This window comes from Mesorhizobium sp. Cs1321R2N1 (genome assembly GCF_037179725.1).
In the GTDB taxonomy this organism is placed as follows: Bacteria; Pseudomonadota; Alphaproteobacteria; order Rhizobiales; family Rhizobiaceae; genus Mesorhizobium; species Mesorhizobium salmacidum.
Genome location: NZ_JAPYKP010000051.1, coordinates 1 through 25,306 on the forward strand (window position 1 = coordinate 1; position 25,306 = coordinate 25,306).

At 60.6% G+C, this 25,306-nt stretch carries 19 protein-coding genes and 2 pseudogenes; 11 read left to right on the top strand and 10 right to left on the bottom strand.

The features are described 5' to 3' along the window. Both O7A61_RS15245 and O7A61_RS15250 read right to left on the bottom strand, forming a co-directional pair. A partial coding sequence (locus O7A61_RS15245; RefSeq protein ID WP_337130492.1) for a sugar ABC transporter ATP-binding protein occupies positions 1-1,542 on the bottom strand: 1,542 nt, incomplete at its 3' end. Between the two features lie 73 nt (positions 1,543-1,615). Then, a complete protein-coding gene (locus tag O7A61_RS15250) occupies positions 1,616-2,638 on the bottom strand; it encodes an ABC transporter substrate-binding protein (protein WP_337130493.1) in 1,023 nt (340 codons plus the stop codon). Positions 2,639-3,111: 473 nt separating this feature from the next. Between O7A61_RS15250 and O7A61_RS15255 the strand changes: the two genes are divergently transcribed. The 6 genes from O7A61_RS15255 (at position 3,112) to O7A61_RS15280 (ending at position 10,079) form a co-directional block, all read left to right on the top strand. Further along, on the top strand, positions 3,112-4,038 hold the full coding sequence (locus O7A61_RS15255; protein ID WP_337109004.1) for an ArsR/SmtB family transcription factor: 927 nt from the start codon (positions 3,112-3,114) through the stop codon (positions 4,036-4,038). 184 nt (positions 4,039-4,222) lie between these two features. After that, the gene (arfA, locus tag O7A61_RS15260) at positions 4,223-5,734 is read left to right on the top strand and encodes an arabinosylfuranosidase ArfA (RefSeq protein ID WP_337130494.1); all 1,512 of its coding nucleotides are present in this window, start codon (positions 4,223-4,225) and stop codon (positions 5,732-5,734) included. 48 nt (positions 5,735-5,782) lie between these two features. Next, the gene (locus O7A61_RS15265) at positions 5,783-6,874 is read left to right on the top strand and encodes an ABC transporter ATP-binding protein (protein WP_337130495.1); all 1,092 of its coding nucleotides are present in this window, start codon (positions 5,783-5,785) and stop codon (positions 6,872-6,874) included. A 1-nt stretch (position 6,875) separates the two neighbouring features. Beyond that, on the top strand, positions 6,876-7,811 hold the full coding sequence (locus tag O7A61_RS15270) for a carbohydrate ABC transporter permease (RefSeq protein ID WP_442921074.1): 936 nt from the start codon (positions 6,876-6,878) through the stop codon (positions 7,809-7,811). Continuing rightward, positions 7,808-8,656 carry a carbohydrate ABC transporter permease gene (locus O7A61_RS15275; protein WP_337130496.1) on the top strand — a complete coding sequence of 283 codons (849 nt, stop codon included), beginning with the start codon at positions 7,808-7,810 and terminating at the stop codon, positions 8,654-8,656. Before O7A61_RS15270 ends, O7A61_RS15275 begins: the two co-directional genes overlap by 4 nt. Positions 8,657-8,765: 109 nt before the next feature. Continuing rightward, entirely contained in the window at positions 8,766-10,079 is a 1,314-nt protein-coding gene (locus O7A61_RS15280) for an ABC transporter substrate-binding protein (protein ID WP_337130512.1), read from the top strand. A gap of 176 nt (positions 10,080-10,255) precedes the next feature. Here O7A61_RS15280 and O7A61_RS15285 read toward each other — a convergent pair whose 3' ends face one another. From O7A61_RS15285 to O7A61_RS15305, 5 genes and pseudogenes are all read right to left on the bottom strand, one after another. After that, a complete protein-coding gene (locus O7A61_RS15285; protein ID WP_337130497.1) occupies positions 10,256-11,068 on the bottom strand; it encodes an SDR family NAD(P)-dependent oxidoreductase in 813 nt (270 codons plus the stop codon). 95 nt (positions 11,069-11,163) lie between these two features. Next, positions 11,164-11,439 (bottom strand): hypothetical protein, encoded by a 276-nt coding sequence (locus O7A61_RS15290; protein WP_337130514.1) that lies wholly within the window; start codon positions 11,437-11,439, stop codon positions 11,164-11,166. Between the two features lie 85 nt (positions 11,440-11,524). After that, positions 11,525-11,665 (bottom strand): annotated as a pseudogene (locus O7A61_RS15295) (SRPBCC domain-containing protein); the annotation flags it as partial. Between the two features lie 3 nt (positions 11,666-11,668). Then, on the bottom strand, positions 11,669-12,268 hold the full coding sequence (locus tag O7A61_RS15300; protein WP_337130498.1) for an NADPH-dependent F420 reductase: 600 nt from the start codon (positions 12,266-12,268) through the stop codon (positions 11,669-11,671). Positions 12,269-12,471: 203 nt separating this feature from the next. After that, the gene (locus O7A61_RS15305; RefSeq protein ID WP_337130499.1) at positions 12,472-13,206 is read right to left on the bottom strand and encodes an SDR family NAD(P)-dependent oxidoreductase; all 735 of its coding nucleotides are present in this window, start codon (positions 13,204-13,206) and stop codon (positions 12,472-12,474) included. Between the two features lie 253 nt (positions 13,207-13,459). Between O7A61_RS15305 and O7A61_RS15310 the strand changes: the two genes are divergently transcribed. Further along, entirely contained in the window at positions 13,460-14,356 is an 897-nt protein-coding gene (locus O7A61_RS15310; protein ID WP_337130500.1) for a LysR family transcriptional regulator, read from the top strand. Positions 14,357-14,661: 305 nt separating this feature from the next. Here the strand turns inward: O7A61_RS15310 and O7A61_RS15315 are convergent, their stop codons facing one another. After that, on the bottom strand, positions 14,662-15,519 hold the full coding sequence (locus tag O7A61_RS15315) for a hypothetical protein (RefSeq protein WP_337130501.1): 858 nt from the start codon (positions 15,517-15,519) through the stop codon (positions 14,662-14,664). Positions 15,520-15,775: 256 nt separating this feature from the next. Between O7A61_RS15315 and O7A61_RS15320 the strand changes: the two genes are divergently transcribed. Beyond that, entirely contained in the window at positions 15,776-16,867 is a 1,092-nt protein-coding gene (locus O7A61_RS15320) for an FkbM family methyltransferase (protein WP_337130502.1), read from the top strand. A 53-nt stretch (positions 16,868-16,920) separates the two neighbouring features. Here O7A61_RS15320 and O7A61_RS15325 read toward each other — a convergent pair whose 3' ends face one another. Continuing rightward, positions 16,921-19,722 (bottom strand): glycosyltransferase family 25 protein, encoded by a 2,802-nt coding sequence (locus tag O7A61_RS15325; RefSeq protein ID WP_337130503.1) that lies wholly within the window; start codon positions 19,720-19,722, stop codon positions 16,921-16,923. A gap of 1,110 nt (positions 19,723-20,832) precedes the next feature. Here O7A61_RS15325 and O7A61_RS15330 point away from each other — a divergent pair. Both O7A61_RS15330 and O7A61_RS15335 read left to right on the top strand, forming a co-directional pair. Beyond that, the gene (locus tag O7A61_RS15330) at positions 20,833-21,174 is read left to right on the top strand and encodes a hypothetical protein (protein ID WP_337130504.1); all 342 of its coding nucleotides are present in this window, start codon (positions 20,833-20,835) and stop codon (positions 21,172-21,174) included. Positions 21,175-21,265: 91 nt separating this feature from the next. After that, positions 21,266-21,715, top strand: a pseudogene (locus O7A61_RS15335) (DUF4347 domain-containing protein); the annotation flags it as partial. Between the two features lie 389 nt (positions 21,716-22,104). On the opposite strand, the gene O7A61_RS15340 reads toward O7A61_RS15335, so the two are convergent. Beyond that, positions 22,105-24,912, bottom strand: coding sequence for a DUF4573 domain-containing protein (locus O7A61_RS15340; protein ID WP_337130505.1), 2,808 nt, complete (start codon positions 24,910-24,912; stop codon positions 22,105-22,107). A 214-nt stretch (positions 24,913-25,126) separates the two neighbouring features. Between O7A61_RS15340 and O7A61_RS15345 the strand changes: the two genes are divergently transcribed. Then, positions 25,127-25,303, top strand: coding sequence for a hypothetical protein (locus tag O7A61_RS15345; RefSeq protein WP_337130515.1), 177 nt, complete (start codon positions 25,127-25,129; stop codon positions 25,301-25,303). Positions 25,304-25,306 lie beyond the last annotated feature (3 nt).

Consider the following 25,306-nt stretch of genomic DNA (forward strand, 5'->3'; position numbering starts at 1 on the left):
GGCGCTGTGCCCCGCGCCGGCACGGGTGTCCGCCTGCTGGGCAAAGGATGCGCCGACGACGGCCGATTCCGTGATCGCTTCGCCGCTCAATTCCTTGACGATGCGCCCGCCTGAAAACACCAGCACGCGGTCGCAGGCCAAAAGCTCGGCATCTTCGGTCGTGTGCCAGACCAGCGTGCGACCATTGTGCGCGATCTCGTTGCAGAGCCTGTAGAAGTCTTGTTTCGTGGCAATGTCGACGCCGCGCGTCGGATCGTCGAGCAGCAGGATCGGCGTGTCGGCGACGAGCGCGCGGGCAACCAGCGCCTTCTGCTGGTTGCCGCCGCTGAGTTCGAGGATGTTGGAGCCGAAGCGTTTGTCGTCGAGCCGCAACCGGCCGGCTGCGACGCCCGCCGCCTCGCGGCAGGCGCGTTCCGAAACAAGGCCCAGTGCCGGACGGCGGGCAAGGCTGCCGATGCTGATGTTTCCAAGCACGCTCCACAGCGGGAACACGCCTTCCTTCTGGCGGTCGCCGGCAATGAAACCGGCATCGCCGCTCCTGGTGATCGCGGTTCCCCCGGTAGAATCCGGCTCGAGGATGGCGTGCAGCAACTCCTTCTGGCCGCTGCCCTCGAGCCCCGCCAGTCCGATGATCTCGCCGCGGCCGATCTCGATATCGCGGCCGAGTCCGGCGGTCAGGGAACCGGACAATTTAACCAGCGCCTCACCGCTGCTGGCGGCGGCGGCGCTGTGCTGGTGGATTGAATTGGCGTCGCCGCCCATGAGCTGCACCAGTTGGCCGATCGAGGTGTCGGCGACATCGCCGCGCCAGGCGGTGCGTCCGTTGCGCAGCACCATCACCTGCGTGGCGATGTCGATGATTTCCTGCAGCTTGTGGCTGATGAAGATGAAGGCGAAGCCGGATTTGGCACGCTCACGAATAAAGGCCCGCAACTGTCTGGAGCGGTCGAGGTCGAGCGAGGAGGTCGGCTCGTCGAGCACGATCAGCTTGACGCCGGGCGTGGCGGCGGCGCGCGCGATCTCGACCATCTGCCGCTCGGCGATGGAGAGATGGCCGACTTCGGCGTTCACATCGATGCCGTTGGCGTGAAAGACGGCGTCCAGCGCTGCGCGGGCGCGGTCCCTGTAGAGTGCGCGCCAGCCCGGCCGGTTGGCCGCGTCGCCGGGTGTCTCCAGGAAGAAGTTCTCGGCGACGGAAAGGTTGGCGCACAGCGACAGTTCCTGATGAACCATGCGGATGCCGCGCCTTTGCGCCTCCGCCGTGTCATAGGCGCCGAAGCTCGCGCCTTGTCCGGCGAACGAAATCGAGCCGAGGGTCGGCGACGTCGCCCCGCACAGGATGCGCATCAGTGTCGACTTGCCGGCGCCGTTGCCGCCGACCAGGCCGATGATTTCACCGGCCGAGACGGCGAGGTCGATCTGCGCGTTCGCCAGCGTCGGCCCGAAGCTCTTGGTGATCCGCGACAGCGAGACGACGTTAGGCCTGATGTCGGGTATCGTAGCGGCTGCGCCTTCCGGACCGGCTACGGCAAGATGGGACATTCGTCCTCCGTTCTTTACGGGCGAGGACCGGGCGCGGCCGTCTGGCGGCGCCCGGTCCTTGGCAACAACAGCCTTACTTGCTGAGCAGGTTCTGCTTGACCCAGTCGAGCGAATAGCTGGGGCTGATGATCTGGCCCCCCGGCAGCTTCGCATACTCCTTGAGATTGCTGGCATCGACGGTCGCCACCGGCATGATCATCAGCTTCGGTGCCTTGCCGCCCTTGAGCAGCGAAAGGCCGAGCCAGAATGCGGCGCCGCCAATGCCCGGCGTGGTGTTCATCGAGACCGTCTGGTAGCTGTTCTTGGCATTCTCCTCGGCCCACCATTTGACGAAGTCGGTGCCGCCGCCGCCTTCGATGATCGGCATCTTGCCGGCATAATCACCGCCATATTGGACGAAGGCCTGAGCAATGCCGACATCGTCGCTGCCGCCTTGGCCGAGCACGGCGTCGATATGTGGCAGCGAGGGCAGGACGTTGGCGATCGCCGCCTGCGCGACCGAGGCCGTCGCCTGACCATAGACGGTGGCGACAACCTTGATGTCGGGATATTTTGCCAGCACCGACTGCTGCGCGTTGAACATGTCGTTGTCGGGCGCCGACCCCTTCACGCCGCGCACTTGGATGACGTTGCCCTTGCCGCCGATCATCTTGAAGACGGCTTCGGCCTGGGCCGCCTTGTAGCCCTTGAAGTCGAAGTTGAGCTGGTAGTTGCAGGGCGCCGAAGCAACCGAATCGAAGGAAACCACGATGATGCCGGCCTTGCAGGCCTTTTCGATGATGCCGTTGACCGCGGTCTCCGAGGCGGCGTCGACGGCGAGCACGTCGACCTTCTTGAGGATCAGTTCGGCGATCTGGCTGTTCTGTTGCGCCACCGAGCCGTCACCGTTCATGACGATGTAGTCGGCGATCTGACCGGCCGCCTTGGCTTCCTTGGCCGAGGTCTCGAAAGCCTCCACCATTTGGTGCCGCCAGGTGTTGCCGTAATAGGCGTTGGCGAGTGCGATCACCGGTGCGTCCGGCGATGCCATCACCGGCAAAACCGAAACACTGGCTAGCGCGGCGCCGGCAAGCGCCGCCACAATTGAAAACTTCATGATATCTCCTCCCAAAAACACCGGCCGACCTGATCGGCTCGTCTGTTCATTCCGTGACGATGGCTCTTTTCGAAAGACACCATACCATCTACATATTATACCAGCATACCAAGTACGCAAGCTTTTTGCTGCTCTGGTCGGACCGGTGCTGAGCATAGGCCCGCCAATTGCGTTGAATTGGCATGTCGTGCGGTAAGGGACCCCCCGAGTCCGAGGGTCAGGACGAGACCTCCAGCGTTCCATGCCGCTATCGCCATCCCGATGCTGTTGCGCTGTCATTCCGCTTTCGTGAAGAGTTTCGGGCGTGAAGAGTTTCGGGCACCGGCAGGCGTACGAAGGTCCCGAGGAAGGAACCCGCCGCACGGTTGCGATCAATAAAAGTGACTTGGAGGCGGTCAGCGCATTGATTAAATCAGATTCCAAGATATACAGGGGCAATTTCGGATATGGATTTCGTATAGACTGGCCAATCGATGAGTCGCAATTTTCTGGTGATCGAACCTGAGGAAGGCATGGCCGTGCTCAAGGGGCTGGCCTCTTCGGCGCGCATCTCGATGCTGAAACTGCTGCATGAGAAAGGGCCGATGAATGTCAATGACATCGCCGCCCTGCTGTCGCTGCCGCAGTCGACGGTCTCGACCAATATACAGGTGCTCGAGGATGCTGGCCTGATCCGCACCGAGAACCAGAAGGCGAAGAAGGGCAGCCAAAAGATCTGCTATCCGACCGCTGAGGAAGTGCTCGTGGTCTTCAAGAGCGAATATCGTTCGCTCAAGAACGACGCGATCGAAGTGTCGATGCCGATTGGGCTCTACACTGGATTCGAGGTCACCGCGCCCTGCGGTCTCTGCTCGCCGGACGGGATCATCGGTCTCCTCGATGTGCCCAACACCTTCCTCGATCCGGACCGCATGAAGGCTGGTCTGTTGTGGTTCACGCGCGGCTTTGTCGAATACCAGTTCCCCAACAATGCCAAGCTCGCCAATGCCGAGATTACCGAACTCGAACTGGTGACCGAGCTGTCCTCGGAAGTGCCTGGCACCAGCGCCGATTGGCCCTCCGACATCACGCTGACGATCAATGGCGTCGATGTCGGAACGTGGACGTCACCCGGCGATTTCGGCGACAAGCGCGGCGTCTTCACGCCCTCCTGGTGGAAGCTCAAGGGCTCGCAATATGGCAAGCTGAAGAACTGGCGAATTTCCACCGACGGCACCTATGTCGACGGTGTCAGGATTTCAGAAGCCAGCCTCGCCGCCCTCGACCTCAAGGGCCATCATTCAATCCGGGTCCGTATTGGCGTCAAGGACGATGCCAAGCGTCCCGGCGGCATTAATATTTTCGGCAAGGGATTTGGAAATTACGATCAGGACATCCTGCTCAGGATCAAAACCGGTTGATAATCATCAAATCGGGTCTAAAAAATAACGCAGCGATTTCAATATATTGATTCCATTTACGCCCGAGGCTGTCGATCAATTGTCAGACTTTTGATGGTTTTCGCTTGACGAATGGATGCCGCTTCTCTTTGATATCGAGTAAGATGATTTAAATCATCATTTGTGATATTTAGGGAGGAATTGCATGAAGGCAGCCATAACGGCGCATCCGCACTATGTCGTCTCGGAAATCGATCCGAGGCTCTACGGATCGTTTATCGAGCATCTTGGGCGGGCGGTCTACACCGGCATCTATGAGCCCGGCCATCCGACGGCAGATACCAACGGCATGCGTCAAGACGTCATTGATCTCGTCAGGGAACTCAACGTTCCGATCGTCCGCTATCCCGGCGGCAATTTCGTGTCAGCTTACAATTGGGAGGACGGTGTCGGCCCCAAGGAAGAACGCCCGGTGCGCCTCGACCTCGCCTGGCACACGTCGGAAAGCAACGAAGTCGGCCTGCATGAATTTGCCAATTGGTGCGCGTCCGCCAACACCGAGATGATGCTTGCCGTCAATCTCGGCTCACGTGGCCTCGATGAAGCCCGCAACTTTCTGGAATACACCAATCATCCAGGCGGAAGTGAGTGGAGCGACAAGCGTATCGCCAACGGCCGCAAGGAGCCCTTCGACGTCAAGCTGTGGTGCCTCGGCAACGAAATGGACGGCCCCTGGCAGATCGGCCACAAGACCGCCGACGAGTATGGCCGCCTGGCCCATGAGACCGCCAAGGCCATGCGCGCTTTTTCCAAGTCGCTCGAACTGGTGGTCTGCGGCTCTTCGAATGCCAAGATGCCAACCTATCCTGAATGGGAGGCGACCGTTCTCGACCATACCTATAACGAGGTCGACTATATCTCGCTGCACATGTATTTCGACAATGAAGCCAATGACGCGCCGAATTATCTCGCGATGAACGAGAAGCTCGATGGCTACATCGTCTCGGTCGCCGGCGTCATCGAGTATATCAAGGCCAAGAAGCGCTCCAACAAGCAGGTCTACATCTCGTTCGACGAATGGAACGTCTGGTATCATTCCAAAGAGCAGGACAAGAAGATCCTTGGCGGCAATGACGGCTGGCCCTTCGCCCCACCATTGCTCGAAGACATCTACAATTTCGAGGACGTGCTGCAGGTTGGCCTGATCCTCAACACCTTCATCCGTCGATCCGATGTGGTCAAGATCGCCTGCCTGGCGCAGCTGGTGAACGTCATCGCGCCGATCATGACCGTTCCGGATGGCCCGGCATGGCGCCAGACGATATTCTATCCCTATCTCTATGCCTCGATCTACGGTCGTGGCAATGCACTGGATCTCAAGCTGGACAGCCCGACCTACAAGTCCACCGTGGCGGGTGAGGTTTCCTGCGTCGACGTGGCCGGCGTGCATGACATCAAAACCGGCCATGTCACCTTCTTCGCCGTCAACCGCCATTCGAGCGAGGCGATCGAAACCGTGGTCGACATCAGCGGTTTCGGCGCGGCTGACGTCGTTGATCACCAGGTGATAACGCACGCGGATTTGAAAGCCGTCAATTCGGCCGGGAACCCCGGCAATGTCGGCCCCAAGAAGGGGGAGGGCGCCTCGGTGGCTGGCGGCAGACTGGGCCTATCGCTGCCGGCCTATTCCTACCAGATGATCCGCCTGAAACTCTGACCTCGGGCGGACTATCGAAAAGTTCATGCGCTGAGGAGGAGCGTCGACGTGACGGCCGATATCGAAATCAGGAATGTGAGCAAGCATTTCGGTGCCATGGCGGTGCTGGAGGATCTGTCGCTCTCCATCAAGGCACGCGAATTCATCGTGTTTCTCGGGCCGTCCGGATGCGGGAAATCGACGCTTCTGCGAATGATCGCGGGCCTCGAAACTGTTGATAGCGGCGAGATCGCCATCAACAACGAGCGTATCGATCATCTGCCGCCGGGTAAGCGCGGCATTGCCATGGTGTTTCAGTCCTATGCGCTTTATCCGCATATGAGCGTGCGCGACAACATGGCCTTCGGGCTCGAGAATATCGGCATGTCGCGCGAAGTCATTGACGCGCGGATCAACGAAGCCGCCCGCATCCTCGAAATGGCTCACTTGCTCGAGCGCAAGCCGGGCCAGCTCTCGGGCGGCCAGCGCCAGCGCGTGGCCATTGGCCGCGCGATCGTAAAGGAGCCGAAGGCGTTCCTGTTCGACGAGCCGCTCTCCAATCTCGATGCGGCTTTGCGGACCCGCACACGCATCGAACTTGCCCAGCTTCACCAGCGCTTGCAATCGACAATGATTTTCGTCACCCACGACCAGGTCGAGGCGATGACGCTCGCCGACCGCATCGTCGTCATGAACAATCGCAGGATCGAGCAAATAGGCTCTCCCATGGAGATCTACGAACGCCCCGCGACCAAATTCGTCGCAGGCTTCGTCGGCGCACCGGCGATGAATTTTGTCGAGGCGACAGTCGACAGATCGGCTGGGAACGCCACGGTCAGGTTTGCGGAGGGAATGTCGGTTCGCACCGAGATCGCCTCCAGCCAGTTGACCGGTGGCAAGCACAGCTTCGGCATCCGTTCCGAAGATGTCCGCATCGTTGCTGCAGGGCAGGGCAATACCGACGGCGTGGTCGATGTGCTCGAGCGGCTCGGCGAACGCACCTTGATCTACGCACGGCTGGGGGATGGCCAGCAGATCGTCGGCTCCGATGTCGGCAACAGCCGCGTCGCCGTTGGCCACAAGGTCGGACTAGCCTTCGATGGCCAGAAATCGCATCTGTTCAACGAGACAGGCCGCGCCTGGCACGCGAGGGAGGCCTGACGTGGCCGACGGTTTGACGATCCCGCGGACCTCGACGCCGGCCGCCGGCGTCAGGGCCCCAAGCGTCGATATCTACGCGCCGCAATGGCGAAATTTCATTTTCGTCGCGCCATTCCTGTTCTTCTTTACAACGCTGCTCATCTTCCCGCTCCTTTGGGGGATGTGGCTGAGCTTCCACAAGGCCGACACTTTCTCATCCGGAAATTTTGTCGGTCTCGGCAACTATATCAGGCTGTTTAACGACAAGGTGTTCCTGCAATCGGTCTGGAACACCTTTTACTTCGTGCTCCTGACGGTGCCGACGCTGGCTCTGATCGGCCTTTTCCTCGCGCTTTGCCTCAACCGCCGCACGCGCACTGCCGCTGTGCTGCGGACCCTGTTCTTTTCCTCCTCGGTGCTGTCGGTTACCATCGTCACACTGATCTGGCGCATCGTGTTCATTCCGAATGTCGGCCTGCTGTCGACGATCTACGGATGGTTTGGTGCCGCCGCCCCAGCCTTCATTTCCGATCCAAGCCTTGCCATGATCGGTATCGCCATTGCCACTGTCTGGTGGTGCATCGGCCTGCCGATGATGCTCTTTCTCTCGGCCCTGCAGCAGATCCCGCAGGATATCTACGAAGCGGCGGCCCTCGACAATGCCAATCGCTGGCAGACCTTGCGCTCGATCACGCTGCCGTCGATCAAACGCAGTTTCGTCCTGGTGATCATCATCCAGATCGTGCTGCAATTCCAGCTGTTCGGCCAAGCCTGGCTGATGACGCGCGGCGGTCCCAACAACCTGACCAAGCCGATCGTGCTCTATATCTATGACACCGCATTCCGCCGCTGGGATCTCGGCATGGGCGCCGCGGCATCGGAGATCCTGTTCATCCTCATCCTGATCGCGGCCATGGCCCAGTACCTCGTCGCACGCAACAAGGCAGACCGGGCATGAGTGCTCCAGCCACTTCCATCAAGGGGCGGGCATTTGGCGACCGCGTGTTGTTGGCCCTCGTCATCCTGCTTTCGATCGTCATGATCGCCCCGGTTCTGTGGGTCATCGGCCTGTCGCTCAAGGAAAATGCCGAGCTGATGGCCGATCCGAATTCGGTGTTTCACGCGCCCTACACCCTCAAGAACTACCTCAACACCATCGGCACCTCGTCGGTATTCCTCTGGGTGGGCAACAGCATCATCGTCTCGGGCGGATTGACACTCGGCACGCTGGTTTTGTCATCGCTCGCCGGCTACGGTTTTGCACGGCTGAACTTTCCCGGCCGAAACGTCCTGTTCGTGATCGTGCTCTTCGGTCTGGCGGTTCCGGAACAGGCCGTGCTTGTCGCCCGCCACCAGATCTTCAGCATACTGAAGTTCCACAACACCTATCACGGCCTCATTCTCCCCGGCCTGTCGGCTTCGTTCGGCGTCTTCCTGATGACCCAATATTTCAAGGCCATCCCGAAGGAGCTGGACGAAGCCGCCATGCTGGACAATGCCAGCCGGTTCAGGATTTTCTGGAAGGTGCTTTTGCCACTCACGGTGCCTGCACAGGCGACCCTCGGCATCTTCACCTTCCTTGGCGCGTGGAACGACTACTTGTGGCCGCTGATCTCGGCAACCAAGAAGGACATGTACACGCTGACCGTCGGTATGGCTTCGACGCAGACCAATTTCGCCCAGTCTGAAGGCATCGGCTTCCTGATGGCGCAGGCGGTGTTCGCCGGCGCGCCGATCCTCATCGTCTACCTCTTTTTCCAGAAATACATCGTCACGGCCGTCTCTGGCGCCGCGGTCCGATAACGAAATTGCCCGACGGCAGGCGGCGGGGGAGTGCGCCGCGGCGATGGAAAAGCATGAAGCCAATCCAGGGTGGAGCGGCGGAAACTCAGTAGGAGGAACTGAAATGAAAATGCAGAAAACACTGTTTGCCGCGGTCTCCGCGGGGGTAATGATGCTCGCCAGCCCGAGCCTTGCAGCGACGGAACTGACCGTTCAGCGCTTCTTCGGTGCCTGCGATGCCAACTTCGGCACCAACACCGATGTCGGCAAGGCCGTTGGCGAATGCGGCATCATCACCTCGCTGATCAACAAGTTCAACGCCGACAATCCCGACGTGCACGTCAATGTCACCACCGTGGAATGGCCGGGCTATGACCAGCTGACTGCGCAGTTCGCTTCGGGCGATGCTCCAGACATCGTCACGATCCACGAATCCGCGCTGTCGGATTATCAGTCCAAGGGCCTGTTGATGCCACTCGATGATCTCTTGAAGTCCGTCGGCGTCACACCTGAAGCCTTCACGGACGCAGCGCGCACCGGCGCCACCAAAGACGGCAAGATCTACGGCTTGCCGATCGACAGCTGGACGATGCTCTATCACATCAATATGGATCTCTTCAAACAGGCCGGTCTCGTCAATGCCGACGGCACTCCGATGCTTCCGAAATCGCCTGAGGAACTGCTCGCCCAGGCCGAACAGTTCAAACAGAAGACCGGCAAGCCCTACTTCGTTCAAAACCTGGCTAATGAGACGGCACTCTACACGCGCAATCTCTACACCTATCTCTTCCAGCAGGATTCCGACTTTTTTGCCGATCCCAAGCATGTGAAGCTGAATACGCCGGAAGCCAAGAAGGTCGTCGAGATGTACAAGGCGATCTTCGACAAGGGCTACACCACCAAGGACCTCGACTACGGCGGCGCTATCAACGCCTTCCTTGCCGGTGACGGTGGCGTTCAGCTCAACGGCACGTGGGTTGTCGGCGACAACAATGCCCAGTCCGAAACCAAGGGCACGGCGCTCAACAAGGGCGGCTACGCGGTCTACCCGTATCCGCAGCTGTTTGGCGGCGCCCATGCGCAATATGCCGATGGCCACACCTGGGCAGTCTCGCAGAAGGACCGCACGCCTGAACAGACCGCGGCCATAGGCAAGTTCCTGAAGTTCTTCGCCGACAACGACTTCGAATGGTCGCGCACCGGTCACCTGCCGGCATACAAGGCCATCATCACCTCGGACGCCTTCAAGGCGCTGCCGCATCGCAACACGATTGCCGCCATCTCCGATCTCGGCAGGCCGCTGCCGTCAGCGGTGCAGCGTCAGTTTGCGATCCAGGACATTGTCGGCGAAGAGATGAGCGCTGCAATCACTGGCCAGAAAGACGTCGATGCCGCGCTTGCGGACATGGAAAGCCGAGTCAACGAATTGCTCGCCAACATCTGACCACGGGTTTCCGGGACGTTATCCCGACGCCCCCGCGGCTGGAAACAGTCGTGGGGGCCATCTAGATCAATGACATAGCTGGTCTCAAAACAATCGAGTGAGGGGAGGGTGTTGCTAAGGAAGATCCCTATCGATTCAGTGGTTTACACGCGATCTCGTACTGACGCCCTAGACGCTTAGGCGACGAAGCGGACCACGCCGCCATCCACGCGCAGAGCCGCGCCAGTGGTTGCGGAGGCCTGCTCCGAGCACACATAGATGATCATGTTGGCGACCTCGTCGGTGGTCGCGAACCGCTGGATGAGGGTGGTCGGACGCATCGCCCTCAAGAAGCCTTGCTCGGTTTCCTCTTGCGTGATTCCGGTTGCCTCAGCCTGCTTCGCCATGAAGTCACCCAGGATCTCAGACCGGGTAGGTCCCGGCAGGACGGCGTTGACGGTGACGCCCGTGCCCGCGACCGCCTCGGCAAGACCGCGCGAGACCGCCAACTGCGCGGTCTTGGTCATGCCATAGTCGAGCATCTCCTTGGGAATGTTGACTGCGGACTCGCTGCTCACGAACACCACGCGGCCCCAGCCCTTCGCCACCATGCGCGGCAGGTAGTGGCGCGTCATGCGCACGCCGCTCATGACGTTCAGCTGGAACAGGCCAAGCCAGTCCTCGTCGGGGATATTGGCGATGTCCTCGACGCTGTTATAGTCCCGGATGTGAGCCGTACCGACGTTGTTCACGAGTATATCGGCGTCGGGCGCTTGCGCGAAGAATGTGTCGGCGCCCTCCGCGGTCGACAGATCGGCGGCGACGCCGGAGATCTCGCTGTCCGGGAAAGACTGGCGCATCTGCCGCACCGCCTCGTCGACCCGGGCATTTCCACGGCCATTAATGACGACCGACGCCCCGGCACGAGCTAAACCCTCTGCGGTGGCGCGCCCGATGCCTGCCGTCGACCCGGTGACGATCGCCTTTTTACCTTTGAGGTCGATATTCATTTCATTCATCTCCAACCTTGGCCGGCACAGCCATCGCTGCGCTCAATGAGTTAATGCCTAGGCGGCAGGGCCGCCCAAGCTTCAGGATAAACGGGCTAACCTGCCTTATTCGCGACTTCCGCCTCCGCCGCGCGGGCGAGGCTTTCGACCCATTCCTGGTGATAGCGGTAGAGCGCACCGGGATGCTTGCGTCCGAGCTCCTCGAGGAACCAGGGGCCTTGCTGTGTCTCCTCGGTCAGCACATGACAACCATCGCTGGTGGGAGTGATGACCCAGCCGTGGTACGCGCTCGAGCCGGTCTCGTCGCCATCGACGGTCGTCGCCCACGCAAGCCTGCGGAAGGGCTCGCATTCCGTCACCACCAGACTCATCGGGAATCACCGTCACCCGGCTATACTTGGTTCCGAGCGCAAGTTCCGGATCGTCGGTCAGAACCTTGACCTGATCCTCGGCTGGAAAGTAGCTCGACCAATTCTCGGCGTCGACGAGCAGCTTCCAAACCACTTCAGGGGGCGCCTTCACGTCGATGTCGTTGAGCGCGTAGAGAGTCGACGTTCCCGGATCATACCGCTCGGGCCAAATTACATGGTCGTACACCGGTCATTGCTCCTTCTTGAACAAATCCTGGAAGATGAGCTGGCCCCAAACGCGGCCGCGTGCGTGCACCAGCGCGCCACCCTCGTTGAGCTTTCCCAGCTTGACGGGTGCGAACCCGAGTTGTTTGGCCAGGGCCGCCACGGGAGCCATCGCGTCCTCGTCGTCGCTCGACAGAAAGACGACCCGGTGTCCGCCCTCGACGATCGGATCGGCAGCCAGGGTGGCCGCAATCAGGTGATTGAAACCTTTCACGAACTTGGCGCCGGTGAACGCCTTCGCGACGAAGGCGGAGGACGGGAGACCGTTCAACTCCTCAGGGGGAACCAGCGCGTTCATCGCGTCGATGACCGTCTTGCCTTTCCAGCTCGGCAGGGCCTTCGCAACCTCGCGATGCTCCCCGAACGGGACCGCCAAGATGATTGTGTCGGCCTCGAGTGCGTCCCGCAGCGACTTGGCGACGACCGTGGGTCCAATCGCCCGAGCCTGCGGCGCCAGCGCCTCGGGCGGCCGGCGGCTCGCGACGGCCACTTCGATGTTTTTACGGGCGAAGGCGTGGGCGAGGGCCTGGCCTATCTTACCGAATCCTACAATCGCATAGCTCATGATACTTCTCCGATCCGTGTTGATATTGGTTCCCCGGCCTTCAACGGCGCGGGGTTGTCCGTTCTGCTTTATGGCGACCTTGCGTAGACGTCCCGTCGTGAACGACTCCGGCGCGGCCGGACCGACCGTTCAGCGCGGAAGTCGTTCGACCATGGACACGCTGGTTCCCGCCGATCAGCCGCTTCCCGCGATCCGGCGCGATTTCAGATGGCCGAGAAGCCTCCGTCGACAGACAATTCCAGCCCATTCACGAAGCTCGAATCGTCTGAAGCAAGAAACAGCGCGGCCGCCGCAATTTCCTCAGGACGCCCCATCTTTCCCCGCGGGATCAGGGATTCGAACATCTGCTTCGCCTCCTCGGTGAGAACTTGGTCCTGCATCGGTGTGGCGATCGGCCCCGGGTGCAGCACGTTCACCCGGATATTCCTGCCCTTCAGTTCGTTGAGCCACCCGCGTGCGAATGCGTGCAACGCCGCCTTGCTCGCCACATACACGCTGTAGCCGGGAAAGCCTTTCAGCGAAGCAACTGATCCGGTCATGAGGATCGATCCGCCATCGTTGAACAGCGGCAACGCCTTCTGAACCGTGAACAGCGTGCCGCGCGTATTCAGGTCGAAGGTCGCATCGAAATGCTGCTCGGTAATCTCGCCCAGTGGGACGGCTTCGCCCGTGCCGGCGCTCGCATACAGGACGTCGATCTTGCCCTTTTCCCGCTTGACTGTATCGAACAGGCGGTCGAGGTCGTCGAGATTGGCCGCATCGCCGCGCACGCCGGTCACGTTCCGGCCAATCAGCATGATGGCCTCGTCCAGCGCCTCCTGCCTCCGGCCCGTGATGAAAACGTAGGCGCCTTCTTCGACGAACCGCTTGGCGCTCGCCAGCGCCATGCCGCTCGATCCACCCGTGATGACCGCAACCTTACCTTCAAGCTTTCCCATGACTTCTCCTTTCGTGGTGTCGGGACAGCATCTGCCTCCGAGGACCTCAAGATGGGTCCGCCGAAGTCGGTCGGTGAGTGCGGAAGCGCGCACATCGGTGGTGCAAAATCGATCCGGCTGGACGACTGACGCCAGCCGCGACGATCGGTGTCCGCCGTTCGGAACTGGGCCGCGCTATGATGACCGCCGTTCTGCTGTATGATGCGTTAGATACGGGCTTTGGAAGGCGCACCGCGCGGTGCGGGATTGCACCATGATCGACTGGGATGACATTCGCCACTTTCTTGCCGTGGCACGCGGTGGCTCGGTGCGGGCTGCCGCCGAGGGCCTCGGGGTGTATCACTCGACCGTGCTGCGACGCATCGCTCAGCTCGAGGAACGCCTCGGGGCTCAGATGTTCGAAAAGCTGCCTTCGGGCTATCGCCTGACGACTGCGGGCGAGGAGGTCCTCGAGCTCGCGAACCAGATGGAAGCGTCGTCGCACCAGCTGGAGACCCGCGTCTTCGGACGCGACCAGAGCGTGCGCGGGCTTCTGCGGGTGACGTTGGCTCCGACCCTCGCGACACACCTGCTCATGCCGGATTTCGCCGAGTTCGCGCGTCTGCATCCGGACATCGAGATGGAAATCTCATCGTCCGGCGAGCTGGCAAATCTGACCAACCGAGAGGCCGACGTGGCGATCCGCGTCGTCTACGACCGCAAGACCCTGCCGCTCAATCTTCACGGTCTGAAAGGGCCGGAGCTGTTCGGCCACGTCTACATGTCCCGCGATCGACTGGCCGCTTGGCGTGCGGGCGCGCCTGATCCCATCCGGTGGATCGTCATAAGCATTCATGGAATTCCGGATTGGGCCAGCGAGGGTGAGGTTCGCACCACCGGGGTTCCATTCAGGACCACGGACGCCGAGGCGCAGATCGTTGCTGTACGGCAAGGGCTCGGGATCACGACGCTGCCGTGCTTCGTCGGAGATGCCGACCCCCTGCTGGTGAGGGTGCCGGGCACCGACCTGCACATGTACGGAACGCTCTGGCTTCTCACACAGGGAGAAACACGCAAGACGAAGCGCGTGCAGCTCTTCACGGAGTTCGTATCCCGCAGGCTCGCCGCATACGCTCCGCTTCTCGCGGGGCTGTCCATATCGCGCGACTGACGCCCCGCGGGTCGCCGGCGACGCTTGCCGTAATGCGGAGAACTCCGAGGAAATAGACCGACCGTCTTTGAAACCGATCAGATCGAGGATCGCCGAAATTCTCCTCTGAATTCAAGAGCGAGAATTTCCGACGGATCCGGATAGGGTTCTCTGTCGTCAGCGGAAGGATGTCCTCTATGGATCAACGCGTTAGCATGCTTCAGAACACTCGAATGGGAGTAGCGGAAAAGACTGCAAAACGGTCCTTTTAGCGTTACATGACACACCCGGTCTGAGGCCGGACCGATGGAGCTCGGCGCTCACTTTCACTTGAACCGTTGCGTACGCAACAGGTCCTGCAAGCGGCGTGGCAGTTGCGGCGAGGCGTGCAATTGCTTGCAGCTGTTTTCCCATTGCCGGAGATATTCGGCGATCGGAATACTGGTTCGGCCGGGCCAGCGGTTGAGTGCGCCCAGCGCCTCGACGCAGTCCGGCGCGCGGTCGTATTCGGCGAGGATGGTCAAGGACATCGCCTGGGCGAATGGATTGAGGGCGGGCATTTCGATTTCGCCGCGATGGTCGGCGAACCACGCAGCGGCGTCGCGCGTGAGCCCCTGGCTTTCAGCGAGGGCCGCATAGCGGTCGATAATGTCCTGGCGATACCGGGCGATGGCATCGCCGAAGGCGTTGTCGCCGGCGAAGGGCGGGTTCTCTTTCCAACTCTTCGCCAGGCGCCCCAGGCCGCGCAGAGAGAATGCCTCGACCGTCGCTTCCTCGAGCCACTGGCAGGGCGGCGCCGGCTTGGCGTCGGCCTGCCAGCTGTTGGCCGTGACGTGGCCGAGCTCGTGCCCGAACTGGTAGGCAAGCTTCGACCAGTCGCGCTCACCGATGTCGACAATGATCCACGCCATGCTGCTGCCGTCCGGATGCAGCCAGATGGCCGGCGTGCCGGAAGTATGCTCGTCGACGCGCAGGCGGCTGGGCTGGCGGTCGGACAGCAGGCGCACGCTGTCGAGGCATGCATGCCGCATCCGCTCGACGACCTGCTGGGCCGCACCAGGCAGCATGCGGCCCCAGTCGCCGGCAAGCTCGATGGGCGCGGTGAGGAGGGTTGGCGATGGGCCGGTCGGGGAAGGCGGGGGAGACATGTCCGCGTAGGCTCCTTCGGTGGCGCTTCGCAGCATCGTGGGCTCCAAGCTGGTAAGCAATGAGGAGGCTGCCAGCACCGTAAAGCGTCTCCTCTTCACTGGTCGATGCTCGCCCTCAGAGAACCGTATGCAGAGCTCATCGCTAGCATCGACGCATCGCCAAGCCAGCCCGTATTGTTATGCGCAGTCCGTAGATGGGTCTTTGCCTCCGGCCCGTTCACCACTGTCTCGTCGTCTTTGGCAAAAAATAACAAATGTGCTTACACTCACGCTGAATCGAGGGGGCCTTGTTATGGCCGCGAATGCCAACCGAGCTAGCCAAGTCTTTACATCGCACGGAACGAGCGTGTTCGTCGACACGTCATCCGGCGAAGTCCGGCACGGAGCTCTTGAGCGCAGTCCAAACAATATCGTTTTGGTGCAATTGGGATCGCAAGCTTATCTCAGATTTGTCGATTCCGGAGTTGAGAAAGAGATATCATATCTTGCCGATTATTCAGCTGTCATCGGCTCAAATAAATTGGGTGGTTTCGACGTGCTCAACTCTCTGTCCGGAAATAGGTTCAAGATCGTCAACGTCACGGACCGAGAATTTGGACTCGAACAAAATGGAATATTCTTATGCGCCGAGCCCGATGGGCGTATTACTTTGTCAAGATCAGCGTGTGAAATCTGGGAGCGTTTTCATTTACGGGAAGATGCGTCGGAATCAAGTGGAACTATAATAAGCCATCGGATTGATGGAAAAATAGTTAGCTTTTTCATATCGAACGGTGATGATTACATCCAATCATTCTTGATTCGAGGTGATTTTTACGAGAGACCAGAGCTTGATTTAATAAAACGTCTTTCTCCGCCGGGGAAAGTATTTGTCGATATTGGTGCCAACATAGGCAACCATTCTATATTTATGTCAAAATTCTGCAGCCCCTCGGAAGTGATAGTCTTCGAACCCAATCCGAAAGCCATCGAAATCCTCAAAATAAATCTGGCGCTGAACGGGTGCGCAAACGTAAATCCTGCCTATCTTGGCTTGGCGCTCAGTTCAGAATCTAATCTGGCGGACGTATTTTACCCGATCTCAAACAACATGGGTCAAGCGCAGATGCTTAAGGCCGACCATGGGGCTATCAAATGTATCCCTGGTGACGTTTTTCTGCGGCAGAAACCTATAGGCTTCATCAAGATTGATGTGGAAGGCGCAGAATTCGACGTACTCAAGGGAATTCAAGAAACGGTCGAGCTATGGCGTCCAGGCATACTTATCGAAGTATGGCCGGAGCGTCACCAGGAACTTGTCTCTTGGTGTGATGCCTTTCGCTATGCGGTCAAAGAGACGTTTCCCTTGGACAACAATTTCTTCTTGGCGCCCATCGAAAGGTAAGTCCTTTTGATGAGCTTCAAGCGCCGCCCTGAATCTGCAACCATCCGATCCGGCTAACCAACCCCCTGATCCGTCGCCACTCGATCTGAAGGTTGCTCGTCGTCCAGAATGACCAGTGGTGGCATGCAAAGGAAAGCTTGCATCGAGCCATATGCCGCACACATCGCGCAGTCGATACCCGTGTCGTCAAGGACGACGGCAGTTCCAGGAAATGGGACTAGCTTTCTTCGTAGCGGCAGGCATTTTTCCAGAAGTATGCGCGCACCTCTTGGTGTGATTGTGTAGGCCTGAAGCCCAAATGAATGCTCAACCTTGATGAGGGATCTGGCGAATTTCTCGGACTGAAACAAGGCAGTTCTATTGGTATATCGGCGATCGTAGAAATCCAGCTTGGCCTTCGAGAAACCAAAATCCAACCAAATGAAAGATGGATCAAATATCCAGCCCCACTGTATCATATCCCAATCCGCTGGTGCTTGAGATAAAATATCGGCGGATTCCTCCATGAATCGAAACGATGATCGAACATCATCTTCAAAAATGGTTATTGTCTTGTTCTCTGAAGCCGACAGCTTCCACAAGTTGATATGCGATAGAGCGCATCCCAGCGTGCCCGGGGGATACGGACAATCACTGGTAATCAGCCCTTCCTCGACGAGCGCCTCCCTGTCGAGGGAAGTGCCGTCAACGGCCGATACGCGAACCGTATTGTGCATCAGGTGCCAGTTGTTGCTTTGATACCTGCTCCAGCGCTCAACGCTGCGGTCGAGGTTTATCAGGTGAATTTTCGGCGAATCCGTTGGCTCGGCAGGCCGGGCTGGCATCGTCCCGGAGACAGAGGGCGGGGCGGCAGTGAATACGGGGGTATCGCCCGCACCATGCAACAGCGCTCGAGCCCGCTCGATCCCGTCACTCACATGGTATTGGCCGTCGCCAAAGGTGATGTAGCCATAGACTTGTCGGTTATCCATATACTGGACGACGCCGGCCTTGCGGGCGCTATCGGCAAAGACGACGTACTCATACCGCGATGTGGCGTCCTCGTATGTCAGCTCGGTCAGCACGTCGGCGCGGACGAGATAGGTGCAGTGCACGAGCGGCATCTCGATAATGCCGCGCACATGGCGGTTGAGCACCCAGCCATATTGATCGCACTGCATATAATAGCCGTTCGCATCGATCTCGGCGTGGTAGTTCGAATAGTATTGGCCGGGCGAGATGGAGCGAAGCAGGGGAGCGACGATTGGCAAGTCGAGCGCGACAAGTTCTCGCAGCGTGGCCGGCCGCACAAAATTGTCGACGTCGACAACGAAATAGAAATCGCAGCCGTGCTGGAGCGTTTTCCGCAAGCTTATGTTGCGGATTCGGCCGAGCACTCTGAAGCGCGTCTCGTTCCATTCGTGCTCGCCAAACTGCTCCACACGATCGGATACATCAGAGGCATCGATTTCGATCGCCGCATAGAGGTGGCCCACACGCTCTACCCATTCGCGCAATATGTGCTCGGTCCGGTCGGTGTTGTTGTTCGTCCTGATGTAGAGGACGATCGACGCCTTCGGATAGTCGAGCGCCTCAATGCACTCAAGGTAAAGCGGCAGTGCCGGCTCCTTCTGCTTTGCCAAGATTGCTATGAGGACCCGTGGAGTGCCTTTCATGCGCGACCGCAACGAACGCTGCCGCACAAGCTTGTGCTGATCGATCAAGCTCTCGGCCCCGAACGCCCCAAGTTTCGGCGCCTCATGGAACGGAAGTTTGTCGGTGGCGAAACGCGCGTTGGCCAGCACACGCTTCGCCATTTGCGCAGGCAATTTTTCAGTGGCGAGCAATTTCAGACAGGCATCGAGCGATTCCCGGTAGGCGCCTGTCCAGTAGGCATTGACAGCAAACTCGTCGAGCAGTCCGTAATCGTAGACCCAGGGCTGCACGAAAAGCCCGGCGGGTTGCGTAAGGTCGAGCCCTCGACGCGCGAATTCCATTCCTTCCGCATTCCGACCCTGGTTGCGGCAATACAGGCTCGCGGCGTGAAGAGCCTCCGCGCGAGTAGGAACGACCTGTGTCGCACGCTCAAAGACGGCAACGACCTCGTCGAATGGCCGTGCCAGCGCTGCCATGAGATTGCCCGCCTCGAGCAGGCTGACATAGACCTCCTCGTCCCAAAAACCCAGTTCGGCACGCTTCAGATAGTTCGCCAGCGATTTTTCACGTTCACCGCAATCCCTGTAGCTCTGCGCCAAATAGAAAGTGTATCGCGAAACAAGGAAGGGGTCGGTCTCCGTCGCAAGCGCATTTTCAAGAACAGCCGCGTCGTCTTGGTACTTTCGCGGGTTTTGGCTGCGCGCTCCGCCACGCCCCGTCGCCACGCGAAACCCCTTGGCGGTCTCGCGTGTGAGATTGCCAGGAGGAGCCTCGAGATATTCGTGCAGCACGCCCTTGAAAGAGAACGGCAGCCGGTTGCGGCAGATCTGCGGGCGATAAAACGAAATGCCACCATGGGACACCTCGAGGTCGTATAGATCGTGTTCCATCCGTGACTTGAACTCGATCGGATCGAAGCCGGGGTCTTGGACCACAAAATCATCCGCGTCGATGATCATGGCGTAGTCGACCGTCTCGACTTCACGCAGCCGGTCAAGGGCGAAGGTTCGGTTGTATGCGAAGTCCCGCCAGGGCTCGTCGATGACTGCGCCGTTGACGTTGTGGGTGGTCAGGAAGGTACGGATGAGATCCTGCGTGCCGTCCCCGGAACCTGTGTCGACGACGAGCACATAGTCAACGAGAGGAAGCGCGCTGGCGAGGCATTGCAGGATGACCTGTGCCTCGTTCTTGACGATCATGCATAGGCCGATGGTGCTCATGTTAATCCCTCGGCGGAGCGGCGTTCGTTACACGCTGCTCGAAATTGTTGAAGGGGAACAGTTCGCAAGTTTCATTCCGCGCGGCCTCGGCCATTTGCATGGCGTTTGTTGCAGAGATCGATCGCCCCTTCCTGTTCTGCATCTCAACCCTATCCATTGTTAGCCAGCGGTTTCCGTCACAGCAAGGGGGCACGTGTTCACCCTTGGACCCGGGGGGTGCGAACAAACGTTCCCGTCGGCTCAAGCGCTGGCGCACAAATTCCTCCGCGACATCGAGGGTTCGACGCGGGCCAAGGGGCGTCTTTAAGCCTCGGTTTTTTCAAGGCGTTTGGGCCATGCGCGCCATTTCGATCTCAGCGGAAAAGTAGTTGCTTGTCCTCAACAATTAATAAATTGTTAACTTCGTTATTTACAAGTTGCTAAATTTAGAATTTACTAATGTCTTGTGCATGGGAAGGTAGCCGCGGACCGGGCAGAGGGCCTGTCGGCTGCGCAGTCTGCAAGGCTAGGAGAGTATCTGGAGCAAGTTGCTTTGTGCGTTGAGGGCGCGCAGGGCCAAGTCACTTCGTGCGTTAGGGCGCATGGGGCGTTTGTTGGCGTGCTGGAGAAGACGTCGTATCGCCTTGAACTCAAGGCCAGCGTTTTCCCAACCTGATATTCCCTCGCGAGTAGTCGGTTCCCTCGCAAGTCGTCGTCGAGAAATCGGCACGTGCGTTACGGGAGTTGGCTGTGGTTGGCGTGATACCAAGTACGAAACAATGCGCTCGCGACGCGGGTTCGGCTTCGATCAGTTCCTCAATTATTTGCGCCGGGCCGCTAGCCGGGATTGTCCCGAGATTGACGGGTTTTCCTCTGCGCCCCGTCGATCGCAGCATGCCTGCGAACTTCACACCCACCTCATTGAAGACGTTCGATCGAGCGGCGCGAAGACGCCGTCAAGTCTTGCGCTCCGGTCTCGTCACCCTGCGCGTCGCCGGTTGGCTTGCGGAGCTGCAGCCAAGGTGGGTCCAGACTTTGTCGATCCGCCGATGCGCGCGAGCTATCTGCGCTCGGCGGCGATTGAAATCAGCAGTTGAAATCTAAGGATACGAAACAAGAGGAAGCTGCGGCATGGCCGCAGCGGACGAGGAGGACATGATGAGCTACACAGCAGGATTTGCGGTCATGGAAGTCACTGTCCGGGGCGTTTTGCCGATCGGCGACATGCCCGAAAATGCAACGTATTTCATTCTGGACACGGCCAAGAGCGCGATCGTCGGTCAGGTCATTCTGCCCAAAGCCGTCAAGCGAAGCCTCGCCGTCGCTCTCACCGTCAAGGTCCCAAGCACCGCCGGCTCACTTGGCATTGGAACGTTTGATGATGGCGGGAATTTCCAGGCCGCCAGCTTCCTTCGCGTCGAGACCCCAGCCGTAGAACGTCCCGCCGGCGCCGTCGGGATGTCCGGAAGGTGACGCGTCTCAAGCCCCTTGTCCCCAGCGCTCGCCGGCCAGGCCGGTGGGCTGTGTCCTCGTGAATTGAATTCGAAGCCAACAGGAGCCAGTCATGGCCCGTGCCTCTGAAATTCTTTTTGTCGATCCTTCAGTCTCCGACCTCCAGACGGTTCTTGGCAATCTGCGGCCCGAAGTCCGGGCAATTGTGCTCGATGGCCGCCGGCCGGCGGAGCAGCAGATTGCTGCGGCACTCGCAGGCCGCGAGGGCCTTGATGCGATCCACATTATGGCGCATGGCGCGCCCGGCCGCGTCAGCTTCTCCGCGGGAGAGTGGTCAGCCCGAATGCTGGAAGAAGCGGCTGACGATTTCGCCACGATTGGCAGAGCGCTTGCCGCGCACGGCGAGCTCCGGCTGTGGAGCTGCGAGACGGCGTTAGGGTATGCGGGCGATGCGTTCATAGCGGCGCTGGAAGAGGCCCTCGGCGCGGACGTCGGCGCATCGAGATCGCTGGTTGGCGCAGCCGCCCTGGGCGGCGCCTGGGAACTGTCCGCACGCGTGAACGCGTCCACGCCCCTGCCGCCACTGACCCCGGATGGGATGGCAAATTATACCGGAGTTCTTGTGGCGGGTGATCTGACACTCACGGGGACGATAACTGGCCCTGGCAACAGCAGTGCCGTCAATACGTATTATCTGGTGGATACCACACTCACACCTGATACAGTTGTTGGCAGCTTTCAGCTTCCATCAGCAACTAACGGTTTGGTTTTTGCGTTTAGTGTAACCATAGTAATTCCTATAGTCGGTGACAACTACACGATATACAATGCTAATTTTGGCGTAATGGGCACGCTTACTCAAACTGGTCCTAATACTTATCTTTTCACGTCTGGTGCTGCCAATCCCACTAACAACAATAACTTTAGTGGGGGTAGTTTGACTATCACGAGTCAAGTGGGCGCCACCGGTGCCACTGGCGCTGGCGGAGCCACAGGCGCGACGGGCGCGACGGGCGCCACCGGAGCGGGCGCGACAGGAGCCACGGGCGCTACCGGAGCCACAGGTGCCACCGGAGCAACCGGAACAGGCACGACAGGCGCTACAGGTGCGACGGGCTCTACTGGCGCAACAGGTGCAACCGGTGATACCGGAGCGACAGGCTCTACCGGTTCGACCGGATCGACTGGAGCAACCGGCTCGACCGGTTCTACGGGAGCCACAGGTGCAACCGGTGACACGGGAGCAACTGGGTCTACCGGCTCGACTGGGGCAACCGGAGCAACCGGCTCGACCGGAGCCACAGGTGCAACCGGTGACACGGGAGCAACTGGCTCCACCGGTTCGACTGGTTCGACCGGCTCGACTGGCTCTACTGGTGCGACCGGTTCGACTGGCTCGACCGGTTCGACCGGTGCGACAGGCTCGACCGGTGCGACAGGCTCGACTGGCTCGACCGGTTCGACCGGATCGACTGGAGCAACCGGCTCGACCGGCTCTACGGGAGCCACAGGTGCAACCGGCGATACCGGAGCGACTGGTTCGACCGGTTCGACTGGAGCAACTGGTTCGACCGGCTCGACCGGTGCGACAGGCTCGACTGGTTCGACCGGTTCGACTGGCTCTGCTGGTGCGACCGGCTCGACAGGCTCTACGGGAGCCACAGGTGCAACCGGCGATACCGGAGCGACTGGTTCGACCGGTTCGACTGGGGCAACCGGCTCGACTGGTTCGACCGGTGCGACAGGCTCGACTGGTTCGACAGGGTCGACCGGCTCGACTGGCTCTACTGGTGCGACCGGTGCGACAGGCTCTACTGGTGCCACCGGCTCGACCGGTTCGACCGGCTCTACTGGTTCGACCGGTTCGACAGGGTCGACCGGCTCGACAGGGTCGACCGGCTCGACGGGGTCGACCGGCTCTACCGGAGCAACTGGTTCGACCGGCTCGACCGGCTCGACCGGTGCGACCGGATCGACCGGTTCGACAGGTTCTACCGGCTCGACTGGCTCGACGGGCTCTACTGGCTCTACTGGCGCGACCGGAGCGACAGGCTCGACTGGTTCGACCGGCTCGACTGGAGCTACCGGCTCGACTGGTGCGACGGGCGCTACTGGTGCGACTGGCTCGACCGGCGCCACCGGGCATACCGGCTCGACTGGTTCGACCGGAGCGACAGGCTCGACTGGAGCTACCGGCTCGACTGGAGCAACCGGCGCGACAGGCTCGACCGGAGCCACCGGCTCGACCGGAGCCACCGGCTCGACTGGTTCTACCGGAGCAACTGGCTCGACCGGTGCGACTGGATCGACCGGCTCGACTGGCTCTACTGGTTCGACGGGTGCCACCGGCTCGACCGGAGCGACAGGTTCGACTGGTGCAACCGGAGCGACAGGCTCGACCGGGGCAACTGGCTCGACCGGAGCGACCGGCTCGACTGGAGCGACAGGTTCGACTGGTGCAACCGGAGCAACTGGCTCTACTGGTGCCACCGGGCATACCGGCTCGACTGGAGCAACCGGCGCGACAGGTTCGACCGGAGCAACCGGTTCGACCGGAGCAACTGGTGCAACTGGTTCGACTGGTGCAACCGGCTCGACCGGAGCGACAGGTTCGACTGGTGCAACCGGAGCGACAGGCTCGACCGGGGCAACTGGCTCGACCGGAGCGACCGGCTCGACTGGAGCAACCGGAGCAACTGGCTCTACTGGTGCCACCGGGCATACCGGCTCGACTGGTTCAACCGGAGCGACAGGCTCGACCGGAGCAACTGGTGCGACCGGCTCGACTGGGGCAACTGGCTCGACTGGAGCGACAGGCTCGACCGGCTCGACCGGAGCAACTGGTGCGACAGGCTCGACTGGAGCTACCGGCTCGACTGGAGCAACCGGTGCGACTGGTGCAACCGGCTCGACCGGAGCGACAGGTGCGACTGGCTCGACTGGCTCGACCGGGGCAACCGGCTCGACTGGAGCGACAGGCTCGACTGGAGCGACAGGCTCGACCGGGGCAACTGGCTCGACCGGGGCAACTGGCTCGACCGGGGCAACCGGCTCGACTGGAGCGACAGGTTCGACTGGTGCAACCGGCTCGACCGGAGCAACTGGCTCGACCGGTGCAACTGGCTCGACCGGGGCGACAGGCTCGACCGGGGCAACAGGTTCGACCGGAGCGACCGGCTCGACTGGTGCAACCGGCTCGACTGGAGCGACAGGCTCGACTGGAGCGACAGGTTCGACCGGCGCAACCGGTTCGACTGGCGCAACCGGCTCGACCGGGGCAACCGGCTCGACTGGAGCGACAGGCTCGACTGGAGCGACAGGCTCGACTGGGGCCACCGGCTCGACCGGAGCAACTGGCTCGACTGGAGCGACCGGCTCGACCGGAGCAACAGGTTCGACCGGAGCGACAGGGTCGACCGGAGCGACAGGCTCGACTGGAGCGACAGGCTCGACCGGAGCGACAGGCTCGACTGGAGCGACCGGCTCGACCGGAGCAACCGGTTCGACCGGAGCGACAGGGTCGACCGGAGCGACAGGCTCGACTGGAGCGACAGGCTCGACCGGAGCGACAGGCTCGACTGGGGCAACCGGCTCGACTGGGGCCACCGGCTCGACTGGAGCGACAGGCTCGACTGGAGCGACCGGTTCGACTGGAGCTACCGGCTCGACCGGAGCGCCTGGTCCGACAGGTCCGACCGGAGCGACGGGGCCCGGCGGTGAGACCGGTGACCACCACCATGGCAACAATGGTGGCGGCAACGATCCTGACCACAACGACAGCAGCAATCCGGGGAAAGGCCATCCCAATGACGGTACTGACGCCGATGGCCCCCCTGACGGTCACACCGCCACGGTCACGGCCAGCACCCTCGGGCTCGAGGACTCGACGCAGTTCCTGCAATCCGGCTCGACCGACGGTGATGCCGCAAGCCCTGCGTCGTTCCGCCAGCTCGTCGGACTAGCGGCCGGTTCGGTGACGACCGACCTCCTGAACGTGCTCAACACGACCAGGGGATTTGGCCAGAACCAGAACAAGCCGCTGGGTGCGAGCACCGACCTGACCTCGGACCTCAAGCATGGTGCGGGCAGCGCCAACAGCGACGACACTGTGAAGAAGGCTCTGAAGGATATTCTGAAGCCGCATGAGTGAGCA